This window comes from Geodermatophilus normandii (assembly GCF_003182485.1).
Lineage (GTDB): Bacteria > Actinomycetota > Actinomycetes > Mycobacteriales > Geodermatophilaceae > Geodermatophilus > Geodermatophilus normandii.
On the sequence record NZ_QGTX01000001.1, the window covers coordinates 2,543,070 to 2,567,541 of the forward strand.

Sequence of the window (24,472 nt, forward strand, 5' to 3'; positions counted from 1 at the left end):
GGATGGCGGGGTGGCCGCGCGGACGACCTATCACCACGGCGACCTGAAGGCCGCCCTCGTCGCGGCCGCTGTGGCGGCGGCGCGTGACGGCGGAGAGGCGGCCGTGGGCCTCAACAGGCTCGCCGCCGGTCTCGGCGTGTCCGCCTCCGCCGCCTACCGGCACTTCCCGGAGGGGCTGGAGGACCTGCTGGTCGCCGTCGGGGACGTCGCCCGGCGCCGGCTCGCCGAGCGTCTGGCGTCGCGGATCTCCGAGGTGGCGCCGTCCCGGGACGCCGCGACCGACGCGCGCCGCCGGTTCCGGGCCTCGGGCCGGGCCTACGTCGAGTACGTCCTGGAGGAGCCCGGCCTGTTCCAGGTGGCGAACCGGCACGACCGGGGGCGGCTGCCCGAGACCGATCCGTTCGGCGTCCTCGAGGACTGCATCGCCGACCTGGTCCGCGCCGGCGTGCTCGAGGAGGTCCGGCGGCCGGACGCCGCGACCGCGGCCTGGGCGGCGGTCCACGGGCTGGCGGTGCTCCTGACCGAGGGCCCGCTGCGCCGGCTGCCCCCGGAGCGCCGCGAGCGCGCCGTCGAGCGCACCCTCGACATGGTGGAGGCAGGGCTCTAGCGCAGCCGGGGTGCTGGCGACGGCCCCCCGCCCGGAGGAGTGCTAGGGGTTGTCGGGGGTGTCGGCGCGGGTCTCCGGCTCGTCGGTCGGCGCCTCGGGCTTGTCACCCGGGCCCACGTTGCCGGTGCCGCGCGGCTTCCCCGCCCCGGTGTCCTGGTCGGCGCCGCCGAAGAGGTTGCGCGGCACCTCGAGGCCGGCGGGGTCGCGGCCGGGGTCGTCGGTGCCGGCGTCGCTGCTGGTGCTCACGGAGGGCCTCCTCGGGGTGGGCGTCGTCACCTGTCCCCGCAGCCCTACCCGCCGCCCGGCGGGATGCACCTGACCCGTTCCGGTGTTGCACCGGCCGTATGACGACTGCAGAGACGACAACCCAGGTGACCGGGAACGGCGTGCGTGTCACGCTGGACCCGATGACGACCGCACAGAACCGCGCCGTGCTCGCCGACGCGCAGGACCGGGCCGAGCGCGCGGAGGGGGCTCCCCGGTCCGTCGCGGAGGCCCTGCGTCCCGCTCCGGCCGGCCAGTGGGACGGGTCCGACGACACCACCGGCTCCTACGACCTCGAGGCCCGTGGCGCACTGCGCCGCGTGGCGGGGCTGTCCACCGAGCTCGCCGACATCAGCGAGGTCGAGTACCGGCAGCTGCGCCTCGAGCGGGTCGTGCTCGTCGGCGTGTGGACCGAGGGCACCCAGGCCGACGCCGACCGCTCGCTGGCCGAGCTCGCCGCGCTGGCCGAGACCGCCGGCTCCGAGGTCCTCGAGGCGGTGAGCCAGCGGCGCGACAAGCCCGACGCCGGCACCTACGTGGGCTCCGGCAAGGCCGCCGAGATCCGCGACATCGTGGCGTCCACCGGCGCCGACACCGTGATCTGCGACGGCGAGCTGACCCCGGGCCAGCTCAACGCGCTGGAGAAGATCCTCAAGGTCAAGGTGGTCGACCGGACCGCGCTGATCCTCGACATCTTCGCCCAGCACGCCACCAGCCGGGAGGGCAAGGCGCAGGTCGAGCTCGCCCAGATGCAGTACATGCTCCCGCGCCTGCGCGGGTGGGGTGAGTCGCTGTCCCGGCAGGCCGGTGGCCGTGTCGCCGGCGGTGGCGGCATCGGTACCCGCGGTCCCGGTGAGACCAAGATCGAGACCGACCGCCGGCGGATCCGGTCGCGGGTCAGCAAGCTGCGCCGCGAGATCGCCGGCATGGCGACCGCGCGGGCCACGCAGCGCTCGGGCCGCGACCGCAACTCCGTCCCGAGCGTGGCGATCGCCGGGTACACCAACGCCGGCAAGTCCAGCCTGCTCAACCGGCTGACCGGCGCGGGCGTGCTGGTGGAGAACGCGCTGTTCGCCACCCTCGACCCGACGGTGCGCCGGGCGCAGTCGCCCGACGGCCGCGAGTACACGCTCACCGACACCGTCGGCTTCGTGCGGCACCTGCCGCACCAGCTGGTCGACGCCTTCCGCTCGACGCTGGAGGAGGTGGCCGGCGCCGACCTGCTGCTGCACGTCGTCGACGGCGCCGACCCCGACCCGCTGGGCCAGATCGACGCGGTGCACGTGGTGCTGCGCGAGATCGACGCGGCGGCGGTGCCCGAGCTGATCGTCGTCAACAAGGTCGACGCCATGACCGAGGACGACGTGCTCACCCTGCGCCAGGCGCTGCCGGGCGCGGTGTGGGTCTCGGCCCGCACCGGTGAGGGCATCGAGCGGCTGCGGGAGATCGTCGCCGCCCGGCTGCCCCACCCGGACGTCGAGGTCGAGGTCCTCGTGCCCTACGACCGCGGCGACCTGGTGGCCCGCGTCCACCGCGACGGCGAGGTCCTGAGCGAGCAGCACGACGCGACGGGCACCCGGCTCACCGCCCGCGTCGACGGCGGCCTGGCCGCCGTGCTCGAGCGGTTCGCCGTCCCCGTCGGCTGACCCCCCGTCCCCGCACCCGCCCGGGTGCCCGGCTCCGCGCCGGGTGCCCGGGCGGCTCGCCGTCTGGGCCGTGCAGGTCACGGAGGGGTCACGGCCCGGTACCGTGACCGGGTGAGCAGCGGCCGTGTGAGCAGCGCCGCTGTGCGGCGCAGCCCCGGCGCGCCGTCCGGGGAGCCGGAGGAGGCCGGAGACCGGCCGGAGCCGGTCGTGAGCCCCGGCCGCCCGTCGTGGTGGCTGCTGCTCGCCGCGCTCGTCGTCACCGCCGGCGTGACCGCCGACCTGCTCAGCCGCGGCGTGCTCGAGCGGCTGGACCTCGAGGTCTCCGAGGTGGTCAGCGCGTGGGACCTGCGCGACTCCCCGGCCTACTGGCCGGTCTGGGCGGTCACCCAGATCGGCGGCCGCGGCACCATCCTCATCGTGCTCGCGGCCCTGGTCGGCTGGCTGTGCGTGCGGCGGCGGACGGTGGCGCCGCTGCTGCGGGTGCTCACCGCGCTGGCGCTGCTCACGGTGGTCGTCTACGCGTTCAAGTTCGGCACCGGGCGCACCGCGCCCGCCTATCCGGGCTCCTTCTTCCACCGCGACGGCGCCAGCTATCCCTCCGGGCACGTCGCCAACGCCGTGCTCATGTGGGGCGTGGCGCGCTGGCAGGCGGTCGAGTACCGGATGGGGCCGCGGGTGCAGCGCACGCTGTGGTGGCTCAGCGTCGCCGGCCCCGTGGCGACCGGGATCGCGATGGTGTCCCTGGACTTCCACTGGGTCACCGACGCCGTCGTGGGAGCGACCGTCGGGGTGCTGCTGCTGGGCGTGGTTCACGCACTCGACGCGCTCGTGGTGTCACGCTGGGCGAGTGCCCGAGCCGGCCGCCCGTCCGCGTAGCGCCGCCGCGCACACCCGCCGGACACCGGCGCTGCTGCTGACACTGGGCCTGACGGCCCTGCCCGCCCTCTCCCTCGGAGCAGCGCCCGCCGCCGCCGAGGAGCCGGCCGCCCCGTCCGTGCGCTGCCAGGTCACCGACCCGCGGCTGAGCGAGCTGTCCGGGCTGGTCGACGTCGGCGACCGGATGCTGGCGATGGTCGACGGCGGGGACGAGGTCGCCGTGTACGTGCTCGACGGCGGGTGCCGGGTCGTCGACGTGACCACCGCCGCGCTGGACCCCTACGACCCCGAGGACCTCGGCGTCGGGGCCGACGGGACGGTGTGGTTCGCCGACACCGGCGACAACAACACCACCCGCGCCACGGTCGCGCTGATCGCGCTGCGCCCCGACGGCGGCGCCGCGCTGTACCGGTTGACCTATCCCGACGGCCCGCACGACGCCGAGGCGCTGCTGCTCGCTCCCGACGGCACCCCCTACGTGGTGACCAAGGAGGTGCTCGGCGCCAGCCACGTCTACCGGCCCGCCGCACCGCTGGCCGACGGCGGCACCGTGCCGCTGACCGACGTCGGCACCGTCGCCCTCACCCTGACCGGCACGCCGGGCGGACCGGTCGGCCGGGCCGGGCAGCTGCTCGTGACCGGCGGGGCGGTGGCGCGCGACGGCAGCCGGATCGCGCTGCGCACCTACACCGACGCCTACGTCTGGCCCCTGACCGGCTCCGACGTCCCGGGCGCGCTGGCCACCGAGCCCGTGCGGATCGCCCTGCCCGACGCACCGCAGGGCGAGGCGGTCTCCTTCACCGCCGACGGCGGCGCGCTGCTGGTGGCGGGGGAGGGGGTGCCCGGTGACGTCACCCTGGTGCCGATCCCGGCTTCCCCGGCCCCGGCTCCTCCCAGCGGGAACGCCGCAGCCGACCCGTCCCTGTCGGCGCTCCTCGACGACGGCGCCACGGGACCCTCACCGGTGACCGCCGGGGTGGCCGCCGCCCTCGTCGCCACGCTCCTGGTGTGGATCGGCGGGCGCATCCGCCGCCGCCGCTCGGGCGGCCCTCCCGCCGGCGCCTGACCGGCAGCGGCGGGAGGACCTCCGGTCGGACCGGCCCCTCAGACCCGCCGGAGGACGGTGACGACGCGGCCGAGGACGGTGGCCTCGTCGCCGGGGATCGGCTCGTAGGCCGGGTTGTGCGGCAGCAGCCAGACGTGCCCGTCCCGGCGCTTGTACGTCTTCACCGTGGCCTCGCCGTCGAGCATCGCGGCCACGATCTCGCCGTTCTCGGCGGTGGGCTGCTGGCGCACGACCACCCAGTCGCCGTCGCAGATGGCCGCGTCGACCATCGAGTCACCGGCGACGCGCAGCATGAACAGCGTGCCCTCGCCGACGAGCTCGCGCGGCAGCGGGAACACGTCCTCGACCGCCTGCTCGGCGAGCACCGGCCCACCGGCGGCGATGCGCCCGACCAGCGGCACGTAGGTCGGGGCGGCGGTGCCGTCGGGCGCCGCGGCGGCCGGTGCCGCGGTCTCGGCCGTGGCGTCCCCGGGGAGCCGGACGTCGAGGGCCCGCGGGCGGTTGGGGTCGCGCCGCAGCCAGCCCTTCTTCTGCAGCACGGAGAGCTGGTGGGCCACCGAGGACGCCGACGACAGGCCGACCGCCTCGCCGATCTCGCGCACCGAGGGCGGGTAGCCGCGCCGCTCGATCGAGTCGCGGATGACCTCGAGGACCCGGCGCTGCCGCTGGGTCAGGCCGTCGCCGGCCTCCCCGCGGTCGGGGAAGGTGCGGACCGCGGCCGCGCCGTCCCCGCCCGCGACGTCCGTGCCCGCGACGTCCGTGCCGACGGTGCCGCCGGCCGCGGTGGTCGTCCGCCGCGTCGCCGTCCCGCCGCGCGTGCCCTGGCCGGTCCCGCTCGTGCCCGCCACGTCTCCTCCTCGCCGGCCGCGTCCCGCGGCCGTCCGTCGACCGCCCGGCCCAGGGGCCGGTCGGCGGGCGGTGCGCCCGCACGGACCGTAGCGCGTGGACCCCGCAGGTTCAAACGTGTGTTCGAAGGACACGCCGCGCCGACTCGATCCCGTCGTCGCCGTGCGGTAGACATCCGCACACACGTTCGGAGTCGAACGCGTGTTCGATGCGGTGGGTCAGTCGAGGAGGAGCGGTCATGGGCGGCGTGCGACAGGCAGTGCTGGACTTCGACGCGGCGGTCCGGGTCCCGTGGCGGCCGTTGCTCGGGGACGACGGTGCCCGCGGCGGTGCCCGGCCGGCCGGCCGTCCGGCGCAGGCCGCTCCCCGGGCGGCGGTGCCCGGCTCGGGCCTGCGGGTCACCGGGCACCTGCGGCCCGTCCCCGACCTGCCGGCTCCGGGGGCGGCGCGGGTCGCGGGTCCGTCGACCGAGGCCCCGCGCGCCCGCCGGGACCCGGCCCGCCCGGGTGGCCGGCCGGCGCGCTCGGGCCCGGTCCGCGGGGACGCCCGCGTCCGCTGCGCGACCGCCCCCGCGCCGGTGCGGCTGACCCGCCGCGGCCGCCGCCTGGTGGTCGCGCTCGTGCTGGCGGCGGGTGTCGGCGGCGCGGCCCTGGGCCGGGAGTTCCTCGCGCCCGACCCCGGGCTGCACCTCGCGGGGGAGAGCAGCGTCGTCGTCGAGCAGGGGGACACCGTCTGGTCGATCGCCGGCGAGGTGGCCGGCCCCGGTCAGGACGTGCGGGCCGTGGTGGACGCGATCCAGGAGCTCAACGGCCTGGAGGGGTCCGCGCTGGTCGCGGGCCAGGTCCTGCGCGTGCCGTAGGCGGCCCCGCCGGAGGCGTCATGCCTGAGAAGTGACGAGACGACGTCGGTGAGTTCGTCAACCATCCGGGCCCGGTCGTTCACCGGCCGCGGTCGCGAGGGCACTTACGGTCAGGAGCGTGTCAGCAGCCGTGAACAGCAGCGCACCGGTGTCCTTCCGGTCCCCGCAGGACGTCGAGGTGGTCGTGGACGGCGCCTGGGTGCCGGGCGCCATGCTCGGCTGGCGCGTCGACGCGACCGGCGGCTGCCAGGCGCTCGTCCGGCTGCGGGGCGCGCACGGCCAGGAGGCCTGGACCGACCTCGCCGCCGTCCGGCTGCCCGAGCGGCACCTGTCCCTGGCTCCCGCGCCCGCGGGCGCCCCCGGGACGGTGGTCACGGCCGCGGTGGGCCATCCCGCCGTCACGCCGGGTGTCCGCGCTCCCCGTCGCGCCCGTCGACACGGCGGCGACGTCACCGCCGAGCAGCCCGCCGTCCGTCCGGGCGCCGCCGGGCGTCACCGCGCGCCCGCCGGCTCCGGACGGCACCGGGCGGCCACGGCCGAGATGCCCGTCGTCACCTGCGCCGCCCCCGCGGCTGCCGTGACCGCCGACGGGGTCGCCGACCTGGCCGCCGGCGCGACCGTGGACACCGCGAGCGAGCCGGACCTGCTGACCCGGCCGATCCGGCTCGGCGACCTGGTCCCGCACCCGCGCGGCGGCCGTCCCGCGGTCCGTCCTCCGGCCTGATCCGGCGCCCGGCACCCGTCCGGGTCCCGCCACCGGCGGCCGTCGCCTTCCCCGGGTCCGTCCCGGCTCACCACCCCGTCCCCGCCGGCCGGCCGTGCGGCCGCGCCGACGGGTCCGTGGCTCTCCCGGATACACCCGCGCGACCGTCGTCGCGCGCCGACACGCGAGACCTCCCGGCGTGTCGTGTGACAGGTGGGGAACGTGGTCGCGCCTGGTCACCAGCGGGTCACGAGCGCGTCTCGACGGAACAGACACGCGGATCGTCGTCTTGCAGATGTAGTGGAGCGCGGCCTACTGTCCCCCTACATCTAGTAGTTGCACCGGTGGAACCCATCCACAGGCCGTCCTCAGGACCTCCACGGGGAGTCCACCGGATGTCCCCAGGGAGGTCCACAGGACACCGGCAGCCGGGGAGCCCGGGAGGGCCCGCCGGCACCAGCCGCCCGCGGCCGGGGGACCGGTCCGGACGAGGAACCCGCGGAGGAGGTGAACCGCAGTGCGCTGCCCGTTCTGCCACAACCCCGACAGCCGGGTGATCGACTCGCGCGAGGCCGACGAGGGAGCCACCACCCGTCGTCGCCGCTCGTGCCCGGCCTGCGGCCGCCGCTTCACCACCGTGGAGGAGGCGGTGCTCGCCGTCGTCAAGCGCAGCGGGGTGAGCGAGCCGTTCAACCGCGCCAAGGTCGTCGCCGGCGTGCGGCGGGCCTGCCAGGGCCGCCCGGTCGACGAGGACCAGCTCCAGCAGCTCGCCCAGCAGGTGGAGGACGCCGTGCGCGCCAGCGGTGTGGCCGAGGTCCCCAGCAACGAGGTGGGCCTGGCCATCCTGCAGCCGCTGCGGGAGCTCGACGAGGTGGCCTACCTCCGCTTCGCCAGCGTCTACCGCGCCTTCACCTCGGTCGAGGACTTCGAGAAGGAGATCACCGAGCTCCGGGCCCGTCACCACCGTGGCGGGACGCCGCCGCTGCCCGGGATGCAGATCGAGCCGCCGGGGCCCCGCCGCCGGGGACCCGCCCGCAGTCCCGCACCCGCCCGCGACGGCTGACCGCCGTCCCTCGACCCCGCCGGCAGCGTCGCCGGCCGCGCACCACCCGCCGCACCGCCAGAGAACGTCAGTACCGCCCGCTAGAAACAGGTCGGCTCTCTTCCCCAGCCGCCTGGACCACTTCACCGAGGGAGAGCTCGTGACCGAGATCGAGGACCGCCCGGCAGGCCGCACGCGTCGGGCCGCCAAGGCGCCGACCAGGGGGAAGGGCCTGAAGGTCAAGCGCGTCTACACCACCGCGGGCGTCCACCCGTACGACGAGGTGACGTGGGAGCGCCGCGACGTCGTCATGACCAACTGGCGTGACGGCTCGATCAACTTCGAGCAGCGCGGCGTCGAGTTCCCCGCCGAGTGGAGCATCAACGCCACCAACATCGTCACCACGAAGTACTTCCGCGGCGCCGTCGGCACCCCGCAGCGGGAGACCAGCCTGCGCCAGCTCATCGACCGGGTGGTGCTCACCTACGGCGCCGCCGGCCGCGAGCACGGCTACTTCGCCAGCGAGGGCGACGCCGAGGTCTTCGAGCACGAGCTGACCTGGATGCTGCTGCACCAGGTGTTCAGCTTCAACAGCCCCGTGTGGTTCAACGTCGGCACGAGCGCGCCCCAGCAGGTCAGCGCCTGCTTCATCCTCGCCGTCGACGACACGATGGACTCGATCCTCAACTGGTACCGGGAGGAGGGGCTGATCTTCAAGGGCGGCTCCGGCGCCGGCCTGAACCTCTCCCGCATCCGCTCCTCCAAGGAGCTGCTCTCCTCCGGCGGCACCGCCTCCGGCCCGGTCAGCTTCATGCGCGGCGCCGACGCCTCCGCCGGCACCATCAAGTCCGGTGGTGCCACCCGCCGCGCGGCCAAGATGGTCGTCCTCGACATCGACCACCCCGACATCGAGGAGTTCATCGAGACCAAGGCGCGCGAGGAGGACAAGATCCGCGCGCTGCGCGACGCCGGGTACGACATGGACCTCGGCGGCAAGGACATCACCAGCGTCCAGTACCAGAACGCCAACAACTCCGTCCGCGTCTCCGACGAGTTCATGCGTGCGGTCGAGGACGGCACCGGCTTCGCCCTGCGCGGGCGTCTCGACGGCTCGGTGATCGAGACCGTCGACGCCAAGGAGCTGTTCCGCAAGGTCACCCAGGCCGCGTGGGAGTGCGCCGACCCCGGCATCCAGTACGACGACACGATCAACGACTGGCACACCAACCCCGAGACGGGCCGGATCAACGCGTCCAACCCCTGCTCGGAGTACATGAGCCTGGACAACAGCTCGTGCAACCTGGCGTCCCTGAACCTCATGAAGTTCCTCCAGGACGACGGGACCTTCGACGCCCGGACCTTCGTCAAGGCCGTCGAGCTGGTCATCACGGCGATGGACATCTCCATCTGCTTCGCCGACTTCCCGACCGACCCGATCGGTGAGACCACCCGCGCCTACCGGCAGCTGGGCATCGGCTACGCCAACCTCGGCGCCCTGCTGATGGCCACCGGCCACGCCTACGACTCGCGCGGTGGCCAGACGCTGGCCGCGGCCATCACCTCGCTGATGACCGGCACCGCCTACCGCCGCTCGGCCGAGCTGGCCGGCATCGTCGGCGCCTACGACGGCTTTGCCCGCAACGCCGACGCGCACGCCCGCGTCATGCGCAAGCACGCCGCGGCCAACGACGCGATCCGCCCGGTCGGCGCCGACGACGCCGACGTGCTGCGCGCCGCCACCGCCCAGTGGCAGGAGTGCCTCGAGATCGGCGGGGAGTTCGGCTGGCGCAACGCCCAGGCCTCCGTGCTGGCCCCCACCGGCACCATCGGCTTCATGATGGACTGCGACACGACCGGCATCGAGCCGGACTTCTCGCTGGTCAAGTACAAGAAGCTGGTCGGCGGCGGGTCCATGCAGATCGTCAACCAGACGGTCCCGCGGGCGCTGAAGAGCCTCGGCTACCAGGACGAGCAGGTCGAGGCGATCGTCGAGTTCATCTCCGAGCACGGCCACGTCGTCGACGCGCCGAGCCTGCGCCCGGAGCACTACGAGGTGTTCGACTGCGCCATGGGCGAGCGGGCCATCTCCCCGATGGGCCACGTCCGCATGATGGCCGCGGTGCAGCCGTTCATCTCCGGTGCGATCAGCAAGACGGTCAACATGCCGGAGACGGCGACCGTCGAGGACGTCGAGAACATCTACTTCCAGGGCTGGAAGCTCGGCCTCAAGGCGCTGGCGATCTACCGCGACAACTGCAAGGTCGGCCAGCCGCTGTCCGACGCCAAGGCGAAGAAGGCGGACGTGAAGGTCGAGGTGGAGGCCGCCGCGCCGGTCGCCACCACGTCGCACCCGGTCCGCCGCCGGCTGCCCAAGAAGCGGCAGAGCATGACGACGTCGTTCAGCGTCGCCGGTGCCGAGGGCTACATGACCGCCGGGATGTACGAGGACGGCAGCCTCGGCGAGGTGTTCCTCAAGCTGGGCAAGCAGGGCTCGACCCTGGCCGGTGTCATGGACGCCTTCTCGATCGGCATCTCGATCGCGCTGCAGCACGGTGTGCCGCTGGAGACCTACATCCAGAAGTTCACCAACATGCGCTTCGAGCCGGCCGGCATGACCGACGACCCGGACATCCGGATCGCCCAGTCGGTGATGGACTACATCTTCCGTCGCCTGGCCCTCGACCACCTGCCGGTCGACACCCGCGCCACCCTCGGCATCTTCAGCGCCGAGGAGCGGGCCGCGCAGGTGTCGGGCAGCTACGGCGGCTCGGCGTCGACCGCCGAGGTCGTCGAGGAGGATGAGGTCGACGTCGAGGCGCTGCGCAGCTCGGTGCCGACCGAGGCCGGCACCAAGGGCACGGCGCCGGAGACGGTCACCCCCGGGGGCCCGAAGTCGGTCAAGGAGGCCCACTCCTCGGCCGAGCTGCTCGAGCTGGTCACCGGGACCGCCACCGACGCGCCGCTGTGCATGACCTGCGGCACGAAGATGCGCCCGGCCGGCAGCTGCTACGTCTGCGAGGGCTGCGGCTCCACCAGCGGCTGCAGCTGAGGCCGCGGTCGGGGACGGTGCACCGCCCCGGCCGGTGACTCCGTCCGTGACGTGACCGAGGGGCGGGACCCATCCGGGTCCCGCCCCTCGGCGCGCTCGCGGTCGAGGTCGCGAGCGACCTCAGGGCAGCCGCGCGAGCAGAGCCCGGGCGAACGCCTCGGCCGCCGGCTCGGCCGGCCCGTGTGCGGCCGCGGCGCGCAGCCAGGAGGCCAGGGGCGCGGCCAGCGTCGGGGAGAAGGTGGCGATCCACGCACCGGTCCCGGCCCGCGCCTCGGCCACGTGCTCGGTGCTCCCGTCGTGGAGGTGCGCGACCACCTCGGGGCGGCTCGCCAGCAGCCCGCTGGTCCGCCAGTCGCCGGAGGTGGTCCGCGCGGCGAGCGCGTCCAGCCGGCCGGCCACCGTCCGCAGCAGCTGCTCGGTGTCCACGACCGGATGGTCCCCCGACCGTGCGGGCCGCGTCCCGGAGGTCGACACGGCCCGCGGGTCGACCCAGGCGGGAGCCCACCGACCCGCGACGATCCCCGAGCGCTCGCTGACCTCGAACACGTCGTCGACCGCGTCGACGCCGACGAGGTCGTCGAGGACGTCCTCGAGCCCTGGCGTGCCCAGGGGCAGCGCCGGAGGCCGCCCCGGGCTGCGGAAGGGTGACGGCGTGCCCCGTCGGGGCGACGTCCCTGGTGCCGGACGGCGCAGCCCCGCACCCTGGCTCCGTGCCTCGCCGCGCCGCCGCTCCGACCTGCCCGCACTGCCCCGACGCCCCCGCCGGTGTCCCGTACGTCCTCGGGCTCCCCTCGGCGGAGGCGTTCGAGGCCGCGGAGCGCGGGGAGGTCGTCCTGGGCGGTTGCGTCCTGTCCGAGCCGGTGCCGGCGTGGGCGTGCCCGCGGTGCGAGGCGTCGCTGGGCTGAGAGCGGGAAGAACGGGCGGGTCCCGGACGTCCCAGGACGTGCCGTCCCCGACCCGAGGAGCCCCGTTTGAGTCAGGTCCCGATCGCCGTCACCGGAGCCACCGGGCAGGTCGGGGGCCGCGTCGCCCGCCGGCTCGCCGCCGCCGGCGTCCCGCTGCGGCTGCTGGTCCGCGACCCCTCGCGCGCGCCGCGGCTGCCCGGCGCCGCCGCCGTCGTGGCGCCGTACGGGGACGGGGACGCCGTCCGCCGGGCGCTGGAGGGCACCGGCACGGTGTTCATGGTGTCGGCGTCGGAGTCGGCCGACCGGGTCGGGCAGCACCGCGGCTTCGTCGACGCCGCCGCGGCCGCGGGCGTCGAACACCTCGTGTACCTCTCCTTCCAGGGAGCCGCGCCGGACGCCACCTTCACGCTGGCCCGCGACCACTGGGCCACCGAGGAGCACGTCCGCGCCCGCGGCCTGGTCCACACGTTCCTGCGCGACTCCCTCTACGCCGACTTCCTCCCCGGCCTGGTGGGGGAGGACGGCGTGATCCGCGGCCCGGCCGGGGAGGGGCGGGTGGCGGCTGTCGCCCAGGACGACGTCGCCGACGCCGCCGTCGCCGTCCTCCGCGACCCCGCGGCGCACGCCGGTCGCACCCACGACCTCACCGGTCCCCGGGCGCTGACCCTCACCGAGGTCGCCGACACGATCACCGCCGTCACCGGCCGGGCGGTGCGCTACCACCCGGAGACGGTGGCGGAGGCGTTCGCGTCGCGCGCCTCCTACGGCGCGCCGGACTGGCAGGTCGAGGCCTGGGTGTCCACGTACACCGCCATCGCCGCGGGTGAGATGGCAGACGTCAGCACCGCCGTCGAGGACCTGACCGGCCGCCCGGCCACCCCGTTCGAGCAGCTGCTGCGCACGGCGGCATGAGCCTGCGCACGCGCGCGGTCGCCGGCTTCCTGCGGCCGACCGCCGAGCCGCGCACGGCCACCGCCGAGCGCGCGCGGCACCGGTGCTCGCTCCGGCGGACTGACGGCGGGTGCCGACGACGCGTGGTGGGCAGGGGGTGTGGTCCGTGCTGCACCCCGCCGGGGAGCCGCTACGCCGTTGACCTGGGGTTTCTCCGTCCACAGTGCTTGAGCGACAGGCTCGTCGAACGTATGATCGAGTGCATGGAGGACGTCCTGACCGCCCCGGCCCTGGCGCCGCCGGTCGGGATGGCGTCGGGGCCGCTGGGCGCGGTGCAGGCCGCCGCGCGGGAGATCGCCCGCCAGACGGCGGTGCAGGCGCGGGCGGTCGCGGCCTTCGCCGCCACCCGGCCGGCCTCGGCCGACCGCGCGCAGGGCGAGCCCGGGGCGATGTCGCCGGAGCGGTGGGCGCGGCGGGCAGGGATGCTGCGGCCGGTGAGCGAGTGGGCGGCGCAGGAGCTGGCGGTCGCCCTGTCGATCTCCACCGAGGCAGCTGAGTCGCTGCTGGAGCGCTCCCTGACGCTGGTGCACCGGCTGCCGCTGGTCCTCGACGCCCTCGAGGACGGGGCGATCCATCCCGGGCACCTGTGGTGCCTGCTCGAGCACGTCGCTCCGATCGCCGACGACGCGCTGCGTGCCTCGCTGGAGCGGGATCTGCTGGCGTGGATGGCCGGGCGGGTGGCCACGCCGGCGCAGGTGGGGGACAAGGTCCGCCGCGAGGTCCTCAAGCGCGACGCCCGCTCGGCTGCCGACCGGCTGGCGCGGGCCATCCGGCAGCGCGGGGTCTCGGCGCGGCCGGACCGGGTCGAGGGGATGAGCGTGGTGACCGCGCTGCTGACCGCGCCGGAGGCCGCAGCGCTGGTGGCGGCGCTGGATGCCTACGCCGACGCGCTGCCCGCCGACCCCGGCGATGCCCGCAGTCGCGGGGAGAAGATGGCCGACTGCCTGCTGGATCTGGTGCTGCGCCCCGGTGAGTCCGACCTCCCGCCGGTGCAGGTGGCGCTGTCGGTGGTCGCGCCGCTGGGGGCGCTGCTCGGCGGGGACCAGCCGTGCGAGGTCGAGGGACTGGTCGTGCCGGCGGAGATGGTCCGGGCACTGCTGGCCGCGCTGACCGGCCACCCGTTCGCCGCCGCGTCCGACACCGCCGCGTCCGACACCGCCGCGTCCGACACCGCCGCGTCCGACACCGCCGCGACCTCCACCGCCACGACCTCCACCGCCACGACCTCCACCGCCACGACCTCCACCGACACCGCCACGACCTCCACCGGTAGTGGCGGAGGAGGCCGGGGCGCCGCCGTCGACGGCTCCCCGGCCAGCGATGAGGTGCTGCTCGGCGTCACCGCCGCGGAGGCGGCGCGATACGAGGCCGAGGCCGGAGAACTGGCGGCCTGGTGGGCCGAGGTGGAACGTCGGGTGCTGGCGGGGGAGTTCGACGCCGAGCCGCCACCGCAGTTCGTCGACGAGGACGGACCACCCGACCTCCCGACACGGCCTGGTCCCGCACCACCTCTCGGTCCAGCCGGTCCCGCGGATGGCTGGTGGGCGCGTGCCGACCGTGCGGTCGAACTCGCCGGCGATGCGGTCCTGACTGCGCGGCAGGAACTGAGCCGCGCCCGCCGTCTCGTGACCACCGCCGCCCGGGCCGATGCCGCCGACGAGGCCGCCTGGGCGAACAGCCCCGCCGGGCGGGTCACCACCGCACCCGACGCGCTCACCGCCCTGACGGCCGCCACCGACCACGCCCGCGCGGCTCTCACCGGCCTGCTGGCCGCAACGGGCGGCGGCGGGCTGGCCGACCGCCCGCGGCTGGTGCTCACCGACGCCCTGACCGGCGCGCTGCTCACCCTCACCGACCTGCCGGGTCTGCGCCGCGCCGCCGCCCAGGGCGGTGGCCTCGGCCCGCCCGGTCCGACCGACGGCTACCGCCCCGGCGCCGCCCTCGATCGGCACGTCCGCACCCGCGACCGCCGCTGCCGCTTCCCCGGCTGCCGCCGCCGCGTCCCCCGCGGCGGCGACCTCGACCACGCCGTCCCCTGGCCCACCGGACCCACCACCGCGGCCAACCTGGTCGGCTACTGCACCGGCCACCACCGCGGCAAGCACCAGGCATCCGGCTGGCGACACACCCTCGCCCCCGACGGCGCCCTCACCGTCACCACACCCACCGGACTCACCGCCGCCACCACCCCACCGCCCTGCTGAGCCGGCGGCCTCGGCGAGATGGGGCGGGAATGCGCGGGCGCACGGGGTGTTGCAAGAGGTGCCGGTCCGGTCCATGCCCCCGGGCCTCACCACCTGCCGCTGCGAGCGGCCACTCGCCGAGAGGCGGCTGTCGGGCCGGCGCGACGTGCAGCGCCCGGTCCCCAGGACCGGGCGCTGCCTCGTCCCGGGACCGGGACGGCGGAGGCCCGTGCCAGGGTGGCCGGGTGCGCGTTGTCGTCACCGGCAGCTCCGGTCACCTGGGCGAGGCCCTGGTCCGCGTGCTGCGCGCCGCCGGCGACGACGTCGTCGGGGTGGACCTGCTGCCCTCGCCGTGGACCGACCTCGTCGCCTCGGTCACCGACCGCGCCGCGGTCCGCGACGCCCTGGCCGGCGCCCACGCCGTCGTGCACACCGCCACGCTGCACAAGCCGCACGTCGGCACGCACAGCAGGCAGGACTTCGTCGACACCAACGTCACCGGCACCCTCGCCGTCCTCGAGGAGGCGGTGACGGCGGGCGTCGGCCGGGTGGTGGTCACCAGCACGACGAGCGCGTTCGGCCGCGCGCTGACCCCCGCTCCCGGTGAGCCGGCCGCGTGGATCACCGAGGCCGTGCCGCCGCGGGTGCGCAACGTCTACGGCGCCACGAAGGTCGCCGCCGAGGACCTCTGCGAGCTCGTCGCCCGGGACACCGGCCTGCCCGTCGTCGTCCTGCGCACCTCCCGCTTCTTCCCCGAGGGCGACGACGCCGACGACGTCCGCGCCGCCTTCGCCGACGACAACGTCAAGGTGAACGAGCTGCTGTACCGGCGCGTGGACCTCGCCGACGTCGTCTCCGCCCACCGCGCCGCGCTCGACCGCGCGCCCGCGCTCGGCTTCGGCCGCTACGTCGTCAGCGCCACCACGCCGTTCGGCCGGAGCGACCTCGCCCAGTTGCGCACCGATGCCCCCGCCGTCGTCGCGCGGCTCTTCCCCGACGCGCCCGCGCTGTACGAGCGGTTGGGCTGGCGGCTGTTCCCGTCGATCGACCGCGTGTACGTCAACGACGCCGCCCGCGCCGACCTCGGCTGGACCCCGGAGTACGGCTTCCGCACCGCCCTGGACCTGCTGGCCGCGGGGCGCCCGCCGCGCAGCGACCTGGCGACGGCCGTGGGCGCGAAGGGCTACCACGCCGTCCCGACCGGCCCCTACACCGTCCGCTGACCCCGCTCAGCGGCCCGGTGGCTCCAGCACCGCCACGTCGTCCTCGTGCAGACCGGAGACGACGACGGTCCCGTCGCGCTCGGCCACCGCCGTGACGAAGCCGTACCCGGCGTCGGTCGCCCGCAGGTCGTGCACCCGCCGGCCGTCGGCGGGGTCGAAGGCCATCACCCACGCGATCGGCGTCGCCTCCGGCCGCACCCGCTCCGGCACGTTCCACAGCAGCAGCCGCAGCACGCCCGGCAGGGGCAGCAGCCGGTCGAGCAGCGCGTTGCGCGGCGCGGCGATCGCCACCCACAGCAACCCGTCCGAGCCCAGCGAGGCGTTGTCGGGGAAGCCCGGGAGGTTGTCGACCAGCGGCTCGGTGGTGCCCGCGCCCGGCCCAGTGAGCCGGTGCCGCAGCACCCGGTAGCGGGAGGTCTCGGCCAGCAGCAGGGACGAGCCGTCGGGTGTGCGCACCAGGCCGTTGGCGAAGCCGAGGCCCGACAGCACCGTCGTCACCGTGCCGTCGGGGTCGCGGCGCACCAGCCGCCCGGTGGCCGAGTGCTCGAAGAAGTCGCCGAGGTGGTGCTCGACGTCCCACCGGCTGGTCGACGTCGTGAACCACACGGTGCCGTCGGGCGCGGCGACGACGTTGCTGGCGAAGGTCACCGGCTCCCCGTCCACCTCCGTCACCAGCACCTCGACGGCGCCGTCGGGACCCATCCGCAGCAGCCCGCGGTCGTGGTCGCAGACCAGCACGCTGCCGTCGGCGCACGGCTCCACGCCCAGCGGCCGGCCGCCGGTGCGCCCCACGACCGTGCGGGCTCCGGTGACCGGGTCGAGGCGGACCACGCTGCCGTCGCGCAGGCCGGTGACCACGAGGCCGGCGTCGTCGACGAGCACGTCCTCGGGGCCGGAGTCGCCGGTCGGCAGCCGGCGGGCGATGCGCAGCGGCGCGGTCGGGCCGGGGTCGTCGAGCGCGGGCGGGGTCCACCGCCGCGGCCGGATCCGGCGCCGGGTGAGCAGCGGGCTGCCGACCTGGGCGGCGGCGCGGTCGGGGGTGAGCCGGCCGGCCCGGCGGACGACCTGCCGGCAGCGCCGCTCCAGCAGCCGCACCGCCAGGCCGAACGAGCGGAACGCGGGGTTGGTCGTCTGCCCCGCCCGGTAGCGCGCCCACACCTGCTGGGCGATGACCGCGACGCGGAACAGGCCGAACACCTCGTACCAGGCCCACTCGGCGTTCGTGACCCGCTGGCCGGTGCGCGCGCTGTAGTGGGCCACCACCTGCTCGCGGGTCATCATCCCGGGCAGCGTCGTGGGCTGACGGCTCAAGCGGCGCATCAGCGGGCCGTCGTCGGCCTGGATCCAGTACCCGAGCGCGCCGGCGAGGTCCATCAGCGGGTCGCCGACGGTGGCCATCTCCCAGTCGAGCAGCGCGACCGGGCGGGTCGGGTCGGCGGGGTCGAGGACGACGTTGTCGAACCGGAAGTCGTTGTGCACCAGCGTGTGCGGCCGGTCGGCGGGCTGGTGCTCGGCGAGCCACGCGGTGACGCGCGCGAAGGACGGGACGTCGCGGGTGCGGGCCCGCCGGTAGCGCTGCGTCCAGCCCTCCACCTGGCGGCGCACGTAGCCGGGGCCGCGGTCGAGGTCGGCGAGCCCGGCGGCCCGCACGTCGACCGCGTGCAGGTCGACCAGCAGGTCGACGACGTTGCGGCACAGGTCGGCCACCTGCTCGCGGGTCAGGTCGACCCCGGGCGGCAGGTCGCGGCGGGGGATCGGCCCCTCGACCCGGCGGACGACGGAGAAGGGCGTGCCGACGACCGTGGTGTCCTCGCACAGCGCCACGGTGCGCGGCACGTGCGGGAGCACCCGGCCCAGCGCCTCCTGGACGCGGTACTCGCGGGCGACGTCGTGCGCGGTGCCGGTGTGCTCGCCCCGCGGCGGGCGGCGCAGCACCAGGTCGCCGTCGGGGTAGCGCAGCAGGTAGGTGAGGTTGGAGACGCCGCCGGAGAACTGGCGCACCTCCGGGACCCCCGTGAGGTCGACGCCGGCCCGCGCCGGGTCGGCGTGCCCGGCGAGCCAGGCGGCCACGGCGGCGACGTCGAAGGCGTCCTCCGCGCGGACGGGGCGTGCGTCGGGGGAGCTCACGACAGCCGCCGCACGACCGGGAGCGGCAGCACGCGCACCCCGACGCCGATCGGCACCCACGGCCGGGCCGGCAGGTGCGCCTCCGCCTCGCGCGCCTCGGTCGCCGCGACCACCGCCCGCACGCCGGTCCCGGTGTCGACCGTGCCGCGGGGGCGCTCGGACCGCCGTCCCCCGGCGAGCGGGGCGACGCCGGCCTCGCCCCGTTGCTGCCGGCGGAACACCTCCAGCGCGGCCTCGCACTGCGCCAGCGCGCCGACGGAGTCGGTCATCGCCGTCCCGCGGTCGGCGGCGGGGTCGGTGACGTCGAGGGCCGCCGTCTCCGCGCCCGGCCCGGAACTCGCCCCGGTCACGACGACGACGCCTGTGCTCGTGCGGTCCTCCTGCCGGGGGGAGGGCGAGCGGGAGCCGGGGGAGGAGGGCACCCACGCACGCTAGATCCGGGTGGTCCCGACCCGGTGCCCGGGGGCACCCGCGCCCGGGCCCGCACGGCGGAGGAGCGGACCCGGGCGAGCCCGGACCGGCCACGACGGAGCCTCCCGGTTCGGGCGCCGGGAGGGCGGGCAGGATCGGGCCCATGACCTACGCCGCTGCGGAGAACCGCTACGACTCGATGACCTACCGCCGCACAGGCCGCAGCGGCCTGGACCTCCCGGTGATCAGCCTGGGGCTGTGGCACAACTTCGGCGACGACGTCCCGCTGGACCGCCAGCGGGCCATCCTCCGCCGGGCCTTCGACCTGGGCATCACCCACTTCGACCTGGCCAACAACTACGGCCCGCCCTACGGCAGCGCCGAGACCAACTTCGGCCGGCACCTGCGCGACGACTTCCGCCCGTACCGCGACGAGCTGGTCCTCTCGACCAAGGCCGGCTGGGACATGTGGCCGGGCCCCTACGGCCAGGGCGGCGGCTCGCGCAAGTACGTGCTGGCCAGCCTCGACCAGTCGCTGGCGCGGATGGGCCTGGACTACGTCGACGTCTTCTACTCCCACCGGCCGGACCCGACGACGCCGCTCGAGGAGACGATGGGCGCGCTGGACACCGCCGTCCGGTCGGGCAAGGCGCTCTACGCCGGCATCTCGTCGTACTCGCCGCAGGACACCGCGCGGGCGGCGGCGATCCTGGCCGACCTCGGCACGCCGCTGCTGATCCACCAGCCGAGCTACTCGATGCTCAACCGCTGGATCGAGACCGAGGGGCTGCTCGACACCCTCGCCGACGTCGGTGCCGGCTGCATCGCGTTCTCGCCCCTGGCGCAGGGCATGCTCACCGACAAGTACCTGGGCGGGATCCCCGAGGGCTCGCGGGCCAGCCAGGGCAAGTCGCTCTCGCCGGACCTGCTCACCGACCAGGCGCTGACGCACGTGCGCGCGCTCGGGGAGCTGGCCGCCGAGCGCGGGCAGTCGCTGGCGCAGATGGCGCTGGCCTGGGGCCTGCGCGACGAGCGGGTCACCAGCGTGCTGATCGGCGCCAGCAGCGTGCGCCAGCTGGAGCAGAACGTCGGCGCGCTCGACCGGCTCGACTTCAGCGACGAGGAGCTGACCCGCATCGACGGGCACGCCGTCGACGCCGGCATCGACCTGTGGGCCGGCGCCCGCACCGCCTGAGGCTCACCGGCCGCCGAGCGCTCCGCCCAGCGCTCCGCCCAGCGCCGCGGCCAGTGCCGCGGTGCGGGCGCGGAGGAACTCCCGGGAGACCGGCGCCCACGGCTCGGCTAGGTCGAACGCGTGGTAGCCGCCCGGCACGACGAGCAGGGTGCACGGCACTCCGGCCTCCTGCAGCCGCCGGGCGTAGGCGACGTCCTCGTCGTGGAACAGGTCGTTCGTCCCGACGCCGATCCAGGCCGGCGGGAGGCCGCCGAGGTCCTCGGCGCGGGCCGGTGCCGCCTCAGGGGGCACCGGCCCGCCGTCGAGAGGACCCAGGTAGGACCGCCAGGCGAAGCGGTTGCTCGCGCTGTTCCACAGGCGCAGGTGGCGCTGGTCGACGTCGGTCCGGCCGGCCGTCCGGTCGTCGAGCATCGGGTAGCTGAGCAGCTGCAGGACCGGGCGGACCCCGCCGCGCTCGCGGGTCAGCAGTGCCAGGCCGGCGGCCAGCCCGCCGCCGGCACTGGCGCCGCCGACCGCGATGCGGTCCGGGTCGACGTCGGGCCGCGCGGCGAGCCAGCGCAGCGCCGTGTGACAGTCCTCCAGGGGGGCGGGGAACGGGTGTTCCGGCGCCAGCCGGTACTCGACGGACGCGACGACGGCGCCGAGCCGGCGGGACCAGCGGCGGCAGAACCAGTCGTCCTGGGCGGCGCTGCCGATCACCGTCCCGCCCGCGTGCATCCACAGCACCGCGGGGGAGGGCCCGTCCGACGACGGCCGGAACAGCCGGACGGAGACGTCGGCGTCGATCCGCACGACCTCCACGCCGGGCCGGGGGACCCGGTCGGCGAGCCGGGTCGCCAGCCGCATGGGTCGCAGGCTGCGCGGGCCGACCAGGGCCCGGGGGAGGACGCGCGCCAGGCGCAGGTCGGGGTGGAAGGGATCGGACACCGGCGTCCTCCTGGTGGTCGTGCGTCGGAGACGAGCATCCCGCTGCCGCCCGCCGTCCGGGGCCTCGGCCGCTCCCGGGCCGTCGATGGCGGCCTGCTCGCCTGCTCGTCCCGGGTGGAGGTCGACGACGTGTGGGCGACCCGCCGGATCGAGGCGACCGCGGCCTCCGCAGGCGGCGAGCGGCGGCTGGTGCTGACCGCCCGCGACGACGGCCTGCGGGCTGAGGGCGGACCGGGTAGGACACGGGCATGGAACTCCAGGACGCCGTCGTCGTCGTCACCGGGGCCGGGAGCGGCATCGGCGCCGCGCTGGCCCGCCGCTGCGCCGCCGAGGGCGCGTCCGCCGTCGTGGTCAGCGACCGGGACGGCGACGCCGCGCAGCGGGTCGCCGGCGAGATCGGCGGGACCGCCGACAGCACCGACGTCACCGACGAGGCCGCCGTCGCGGCGCTGGTCGGGCGGACGCTGGACGCGCACGGGCGGGTCGACCTGTTCTGCTCCAACGCCGGCGTCTTCTCCGGCGGCGGGGTGGAGACGCCGACCGACGTGTGGCAGCAGGTCTTCGCCGTCAACGTGCTCGCCCACGTGTACGCGGCCCGGGCGGTGCTGCCGTCGATGCTCGAGCGGGGCCGCGGGTACCTGCTCAACGTGGCCTCGGCGGCCGGCCTGCTCACGACGCCCGGCGACGCCCCGTACACCGTGACCAAGCACGGCGCGGTCGCGTTCGCCGAGTGGCTGGCGGTCACCTACGGCGACCGCGGCATCGGCGTCAGCGCCGTCTGCCCGCTCGGGGTGGCCACGCCGCTGCTGCTCGACCCGCTCGAGTCGGGCGAGGCCGCGGCGGCCGCGGTGGTGGCGTCGGGGCAGGTGATCGCGCCCGAGGACGTGGCGCAGGCGGTGGTCGAGGGGCTCGCCGACGAGCGGTTCCTGATCCTGCCGCACCCGGAGGTGGCCACCTACTGGGCGCAGAAGGCCGCCGACCCCGGCCGCTGGATCGCCGGCGTCCGGAAGCTCGTGCGCAACGCCTCCCGGGACCGCTAGCCGCGCCGGCGGGCCGCGGCCTCGATGCCCACGGCCACCCGGCCCTCGGGGTCGAGGCGCTCCAGGACCGCCCCGGCGATCGACTCGAGCTGGGACACCTGCTCGGGGGTCAGGGCGTCGAAGACGTGCTCGCGCACGGTGGCCAGGTGGCCGGGCGCGGTCTGTCGCACCTTCGCCCAGCCGTCCTCGGTGAGCCGGGCGTTGGTGGCCCGCCCGTCGGACGGGCAGGGGGCACGCTCGACCAGGCCGCGCTCCTCGAGCCGGCGCACGACGTGGGACAGCCGGGGGAGCGTGGCGTTGGTGCGGGTGGCCAGCTCCGTCATCCGCAGGGTGCGCCCCGGCGCCTCCGACAGCATGGCCAGCACGTGGTAGTCGAAGTGGGTCAGCGCGGCGTCGCGACGCAGCTGGCCGTCGAGGACGCCGGGCAGCAGCTCCACGACGGCGACCAGACGCAGCCACGCCGCCATCTCGTCGTCGGTCAGCCACCGGGGTTCCACGGCGACATCGTCCCATCCATGTACTTGTAGCTTCAACTTCTGGCGACTAGGGTCATCGGTTGTAGCTACAAGGAACCCGGAGGCCGGCATGACCCTCACCCTCGGCGCGGACCTCGTGTCCCCGGTCCCCGGGGCGGCGGTGCGCACCCGCGTGACCGTGCCGCTGCGCTTCCCCGACGGGTACGCGACGACGGCCGAGGTGGTCACCTTCGACGGGCTCGCCGACGGCCGCGAGCACCTGCTGCTCGGGCTCGGCGACTGGCGCGGCGCGCTGGCCCGCTCGGCGGCCGGCGGCGAGGCGCCGCTGGTGCGACCGCACAGCGAGTGCCTGACCGGCGACGTCTTCGGCTCCGAGCGCTGCGACTGCGGCCCGCAGCTGCGCGAGGCGGCCGAGCGCATCACCGCGGCCGGTGGCTTCCTGCTCTACCTGCGCCAGGAGGGCCGCGGCATCGGCCTGTACGCCAAGCTCGACGCCTACGCGCTGCAGGACGCCGGTCTCGACACCTACGAGGCCAACCTCGCGCTGGGCCACGGCGAGGACGAGCGCGACTACACGGCCGCCGCGCAGATGCTGCAGGCGGTGGGCGCCGACCGGGTCCGGCTGCTGTCGAACAACCCCGACAAGGCCGTGCAGCTCGAGCTGCACGGCGTCGGGGTGACCGAGCGGGTGCCCACCGGCGTCCACCTGTCGGCGGCCAACGCCCGCTACCTCGCGGTCAAGCGCGACCACACCGCGCACACCCTCGACCTGTCGCTGGCGGGCTGACCGGTGCCCACCACCACCGCGGCGGCCGACGCCCTGATCGACCCCCGGCACCCCTTCGCCGCGCACCTCGCGCACGTCGCCGGGCTCGGGGAGCACCGGTCCTGGACGCCCGACGACGGCCCGCTGCCCGCGCTCTACCTCAGCCACGGCGCCCCGCCGCTGTTCGAGGACGCGCCCTGGATGCGCGAGCTGGCCGCCTGGGCCCGCGCGCTGCCCCGGCCGCGGTCGGTGCTCATCGTGAGCGCGCACTGGGAGTCGGACTCCCTGGGCGTCACCAGCACCGTGCCGGCCGAGCTGGTCTACGACTTCGGCGGCTTCGACCCCATGTACTCGCGCATGCGCTACGACACCCCGGAGGCGACCGGCCTGGCCCGACAGCTGCGCGCCGTCCTGCCGGAGACCGCGCACGTGTTCGAGCACCGCGGCCGCGGGCTCGACCACGGCGCGTGGGTGCCGCTCAAGGTCATGTACCCGGAGGCCGACGTCCCGGTGCTGCAGCTGAGCCTGCCCACGCACGACACGGCCACCCTGCTCGCGCTGGGGGAGCGCCTGCGGCCGCTGCGCGAGCAGGGCGTCCTGGTGATCGGCTCCGGGTTCATGACCCACGGCCTGCCGTACCTCACCCGCGAGATGCTCGGCGGCGCCGTCCCGGGCTGGTCGGCGGACTTCGACGCCTGGGCCGCCGACGCGCTCGGCCGCGGCGACGTCGAGGAGCTGGCGCGCTTCCGGCTGCGCGCACCCGGGCTGCGCTACGCCCACCCCACGGTCGAGCACTTCACGCCGCTGTTCGTCACCCTGGGCGCGGCGACCGACCCGGCCGCCGGCGTCACCACCGCGATCGACGGCTTCTTCATCGGCCTCGCGCGCCGCTCGTTCCAGGTGGCCTGAGCCGTCAGTTGACGACGTGCAGCTGGTCGATCCAGACGACCTCCCAGACGTTGCCGTCCGGGTCGGCGAAGCTGCCGGTGTAGCGGGCGTCCTCCGCGCGCGGGGGCAGTCCCGGCCGGCCCCCGGCGGCGGCCGCACGGGCCAGCAGGTCGTCGACCTCCGCGCGGCCGTCCGCGGTGAGCGCGTGCACGACGGTCGGCGCCTGGGCGGGATCCCCGGCCTCGCCGGGCAGCAGCGCGGCGAACCGCTCGCGGGTCTGCAGCGAGAGCACCTGCTCGTCGCCGAGCACCACAGCGGCCTCGCCCTCGTCGGAGGAGGTCTCCTCGACGCGGAAGCCGAGCGCCTCGTAGAACGCCCGCGCCGCCGCGAGGTCGCGCACCGGCAGCTTGACGAACAGCATG

General features: G+C 75.8%; 24 protein-coding genes. 16 read left to right on the forward strand and 8 right to left on the reverse strand.

All coding sequences use genetic code 11. The features are described from left to right. Nucleotides 1–10 precede the first annotated feature (10 nt). A complete protein-coding gene (locus JD79_RS12500; RefSeq protein WP_110005776.1) occupies nt 11–607 on the forward strand; it encodes a TetR/AcrR family transcriptional regulator in 597 nt (198 codons plus the stop codon). Nucleotides 608–649: 42 nt separating this feature from the next. Here the strand turns inward: JD79_RS12500 and JD79_RS12505 are convergent, their stop codons facing one another. Continuing rightward, nucleotides 650–853, reverse strand: a complete 204-nt coding sequence (locus JD79_RS12505) for a hypothetical protein (RefSeq protein ID WP_110005777.1) — start codon at nt 851–853, stop codon at nt 650–652. A 161-nt stretch (nt 854–1,014) separates the two neighbouring features. Between JD79_RS12505 and hflX the strand changes: the two genes are divergently transcribed. The 3 genes from hflX (at nt 1,015) to JD79_RS12520 (ending at nt 4,459) form a co-directional block, all read left to right on the forward strand. Further along, the gene (gene hflX / locus JD79_RS12510) at nt 1,015–2,517 is read left to right on the forward strand and encodes a GTPase HflX (RefSeq protein ID WP_110007666.1); all 1,503 of its coding nucleotides are present in this window, start codon (nt 1,015–1,017) and stop codon (nt 2,515–2,517) included. A gap of 111 nt (nt 2,518–2,628) precedes the next feature. After that, nucleotides 2,629–3,393: a phosphatase PAP2 family protein gene (locus JD79_RS12515; RefSeq protein WP_245900057.1), complete on the forward strand. Its 765-nt coding sequence runs from the start codon at nt 2,629–2,631 to the stop codon at nt 3,391–3,393. Then, on the forward strand, nt 3,365–4,459 hold the full coding sequence (locus JD79_RS12520) for a flagellar basal-body rod protein FlgG (protein WP_245900058.1): 1,095 nt from the start codon (nt 3,365–3,367) through the stop codon (nt 4,457–4,459). The genes JD79_RS12515 and JD79_RS12520 overlap by 29 nt, the downstream gene beginning before the upstream one ends. Before the next feature lie 38 nt (nt 4,460–4,497). Here the strand turns inward: JD79_RS12520 and lexA are convergent, their stop codons facing one another. After that, complete coding sequence (gene lexA / locus JD79_RS23060; RefSeq protein ID WP_245900059.1) at nt 4,498–5,307, reverse strand: transcriptional repressor LexA; 810 nt, start codon at nt 5,305–5,307, stop codon at nt 4,498–4,500. 236 nt (nt 5,308–5,543) lie between these two features. Between lexA and JD79_RS12530 the strand changes: the two genes are divergently transcribed. From JD79_RS12530 to JD79_RS12545, 4 genes are all read left to right on the forward strand, one after another. After that, the gene (locus JD79_RS12530; protein WP_146220431.1) at nt 5,544–6,164 is read left to right on the forward strand and encodes a LysM peptidoglycan-binding domain-containing protein; all 621 of its coding nucleotides are present in this window, start codon (nt 5,544–5,546) and stop codon (nt 6,162–6,164) included. A gap of 118 nt (nt 6,165–6,282) precedes the next feature. Then, nucleotides 6,283–6,888 carry a hypothetical protein gene (locus JD79_RS12535; protein WP_146220432.1) on the forward strand — a complete coding sequence of 202 codons (606 nt, stop codon included), beginning with the start codon at nt 6,283–6,285 and terminating at the stop codon, nt 6,886–6,888. A gap of 496 nt (nt 6,889–7,384) precedes the next feature. Further along, nucleotides 7,385–7,930 carry a transcriptional regulator NrdR gene (gene nrdR, locus JD79_RS12540; RefSeq protein WP_110005781.1) on the forward strand — a complete coding sequence of 182 codons (546 nt, stop codon included), beginning with the start codon at nt 7,385–7,387 and terminating at the stop codon, nt 7,928–7,930. Between the two features lie 139 nt (nt 7,931–8,069). Next, entirely contained in the window at nt 8,070–10,958 is a 2,889-nt protein-coding gene (locus JD79_RS12545) for a vitamin B12-dependent ribonucleotide reductase (protein ID WP_110005782.1), read from the forward strand. 120 nt (nt 10,959–11,078) lie between these two features. Here the strand turns inward: JD79_RS12545 and JD79_RS12550 are convergent, their stop codons facing one another. Then, the gene (locus tag JD79_RS12550) at nt 11,079–11,384 is read right to left on the reverse strand and encodes a hypothetical protein (RefSeq protein WP_110007668.1); all 306 of its coding nucleotides are present in this window, start codon (nt 11,382–11,384) and stop codon (nt 11,079–11,081) included. A gap of 284 nt (nt 11,385–11,668) precedes the next feature. On the opposite strand from JD79_RS12550, the gene JD79_RS12555 reads away from it, so the two are divergent. The 4 genes from JD79_RS12555 to JD79_RS12570 all read left to right on the forward strand — a co-directional run bounded on the left by JD79_RS12555 (nt 11,669) and on the right by JD79_RS12570 (nt 16,220). After that, on the forward strand, nt 11,669–11,863 hold the full coding sequence (locus tag JD79_RS12555; protein ID WP_110005783.1) for a hypothetical protein: 195 nt from the start codon (nt 11,669–11,671) through the stop codon (nt 11,861–11,863). Between the two features lie 66 nt (nt 11,864–11,929). Continuing rightward, entirely contained in the window at nt 11,930–12,775 is an 846-nt protein-coding gene (locus tag JD79_RS12560) for an SDR family oxidoreductase (protein WP_110005784.1), read from the forward strand. A gap of 242 nt (nt 12,776–13,017) precedes the next feature. Beyond that, nucleotides 13,018–15,018, forward strand: a complete 2,001-nt coding sequence (locus tag JD79_RS24270; RefSeq protein WP_281270308.1) for an HNH endonuclease signature motif containing protein — start codon at nt 13,018–13,020, stop codon at nt 15,016–15,018. A 224-nt stretch (nt 15,019–15,242) separates the two neighbouring features. After that, on the forward strand, nt 15,243–16,220 hold the full coding sequence (locus JD79_RS12570; protein ID WP_211307951.1) for an NAD-dependent epimerase/dehydratase family protein: 978 nt from the start codon (nt 15,243–15,245) through the stop codon (nt 16,218–16,220). A 6-nt stretch (nt 16,221–16,226) separates the two neighbouring features. Here the strand turns inward: JD79_RS12570 and JD79_RS23065 are convergent, their stop codons facing one another. Both JD79_RS23065 and JD79_RS23780 read right to left on the reverse strand, forming a co-directional pair. After that, nucleotides 16,227–18,347, reverse strand: a complete 2,121-nt coding sequence (locus tag JD79_RS23065; protein WP_245900060.1) for a phosphotransferase — start codon at nt 18,345–18,347, stop codon at nt 16,227–16,229. Continuing rightward, a complete protein-coding gene (locus JD79_RS23780; RefSeq protein WP_245900061.1) occupies nt 18,344–18,769 on the reverse strand; it encodes an SDR family oxidoreductase in 426 nt (141 codons plus the stop codon). Before JD79_RS23780 ends, JD79_RS23065 begins: the two co-directional genes overlap by 4 nt. 152 nt (nt 18,770–18,921) lie before the next feature. Between JD79_RS23780 and mgrA the strand changes: the two genes are divergently transcribed. Continuing rightward, nucleotides 18,922–19,953 carry an L-glyceraldehyde 3-phosphate reductase gene (gene mgrA, locus JD79_RS12585; RefSeq protein WP_110005787.1) on the forward strand — a complete coding sequence of 344 codons (1,032 nt, stop codon included), beginning with the start codon at nt 18,922–18,924 and terminating at the stop codon, nt 19,951–19,953. A 3-nt stretch (nt 19,954–19,956) separates the two neighbouring features. On the opposite strand, the gene JD79_RS12590 is transcribed toward mgrA, so the two are convergent. Beyond that, nucleotides 19,957–20,880, reverse strand: coding sequence for an alpha/beta hydrolase (locus JD79_RS12590; RefSeq protein WP_211307953.1), 924 nt, complete (start codon nt 20,878–20,880; stop codon nt 19,957–19,959). A 248-nt stretch (nt 20,881–21,128) separates the two neighbouring features. Between JD79_RS12590 and JD79_RS12595 the strand changes: the two genes are divergently transcribed. Beyond that, complete coding sequence (locus JD79_RS12595; RefSeq protein WP_110005788.1) at nt 21,129–21,920, forward strand: SDR family oxidoreductase; 792 nt, start codon at nt 21,129–21,131, stop codon at nt 21,918–21,920. Here the strand turns inward: JD79_RS12595 and JD79_RS12600 are convergent. Continuing rightward, nucleotides 21,917–22,417 carry a MarR family winged helix-turn-helix transcriptional regulator gene (locus JD79_RS12600; RefSeq protein ID WP_245900062.1) on the reverse strand — a complete coding sequence of 167 codons (501 nt, stop codon included), beginning with the start codon at nt 22,415–22,417 and terminating at the stop codon, nt 21,917–21,919. The genes JD79_RS12595 and JD79_RS12600 overlap by 4 nt on opposite strands. A gap of 88 nt (nt 22,418–22,505) precedes the next feature. Here JD79_RS12600 and JD79_RS12605 point away from each other — a divergent pair, with 88 nt between their 5' ends. Both JD79_RS12605 and JD79_RS12610 read left to right on the forward strand, forming a co-directional pair. Further along, the gene (locus JD79_RS12605) at nt 22,506–23,183 is read left to right on the forward strand and encodes a GTP cyclohydrolase II (protein ID WP_110005789.1); all 678 of its coding nucleotides are present in this window, start codon (nt 22,506–22,508) and stop codon (nt 23,181–23,183) included. A 3-nt stretch (nt 23,184–23,186) separates the two neighbouring features. Then, complete coding sequence (locus JD79_RS12610; protein ID WP_110005790.1) at nt 23,187–24,071, forward strand: dioxygenase family protein; 885 nt, start codon at nt 23,187–23,189, stop codon at nt 24,069–24,071. Nucleotides 24,072–24,075: 4 nt separating this feature from the next. Here JD79_RS12610 and JD79_RS12615 read toward each other — a convergent pair whose 3' ends face one another. After that, a complete protein-coding gene (locus JD79_RS12615; RefSeq protein ID WP_245900342.1) occupies nt 24,076–24,471 on the reverse strand; it encodes a VOC family protein in 396 nt (131 codons plus the stop codon). Nucleotide 24,472 lies beyond the last annotated feature (1 nt).

Bases quoted from the DNA above. Each gene is read 5' to 3' on its own strand.
- hflX (WP_110007666.1), top strand. From the start codon at position 1,015: ATGACGACCGCACAGAACCGCGCCGTGCTCGCCGACGCGCAGGACCGG.
- JD79_RS12530 (WP_146220431.1), top strand. From the start codon at position 5,544: ATGGGCGGCGTGCGACAGGCAGTGCTGGACTTCGACGCGGCGGTCCGG.
- JD79_RS24270 (WP_281270308.1), top strand. From the start codon at position 13,018: ATGGAGGACGTCCTGACCGCCCCGGCCCTGGCGCCGCCGGTCGGGATG.
- mgrA (WP_110005787.1), top strand. From the start codon at position 18,922: ATGACCTACGCCGCTGCGGAGAACCGCTACGACTCGATGACCTACCGC.
- JD79_RS12595 (WP_110005788.1), top strand. From the start codon at position 21,129: ATGGAACTCCAGGACGCCGTCGTCGTCGTCACCGGGGCCGGGAGCGGC.
- JD79_RS12605 (WP_110005789.1), top strand. From the start codon at position 22,506: ATGACCCTCACCCTCGGCGCGGACCTCGTGTCCCCGGTCCCCGGGGCG.
- JD79_RS12615 (WP_245900342.1), bottom strand. From the start codon at position 24,471: ATGCTGTTCGTCAAGCTGCCGGTGCGCGACCTCGCGGCGGCGCGGGCG.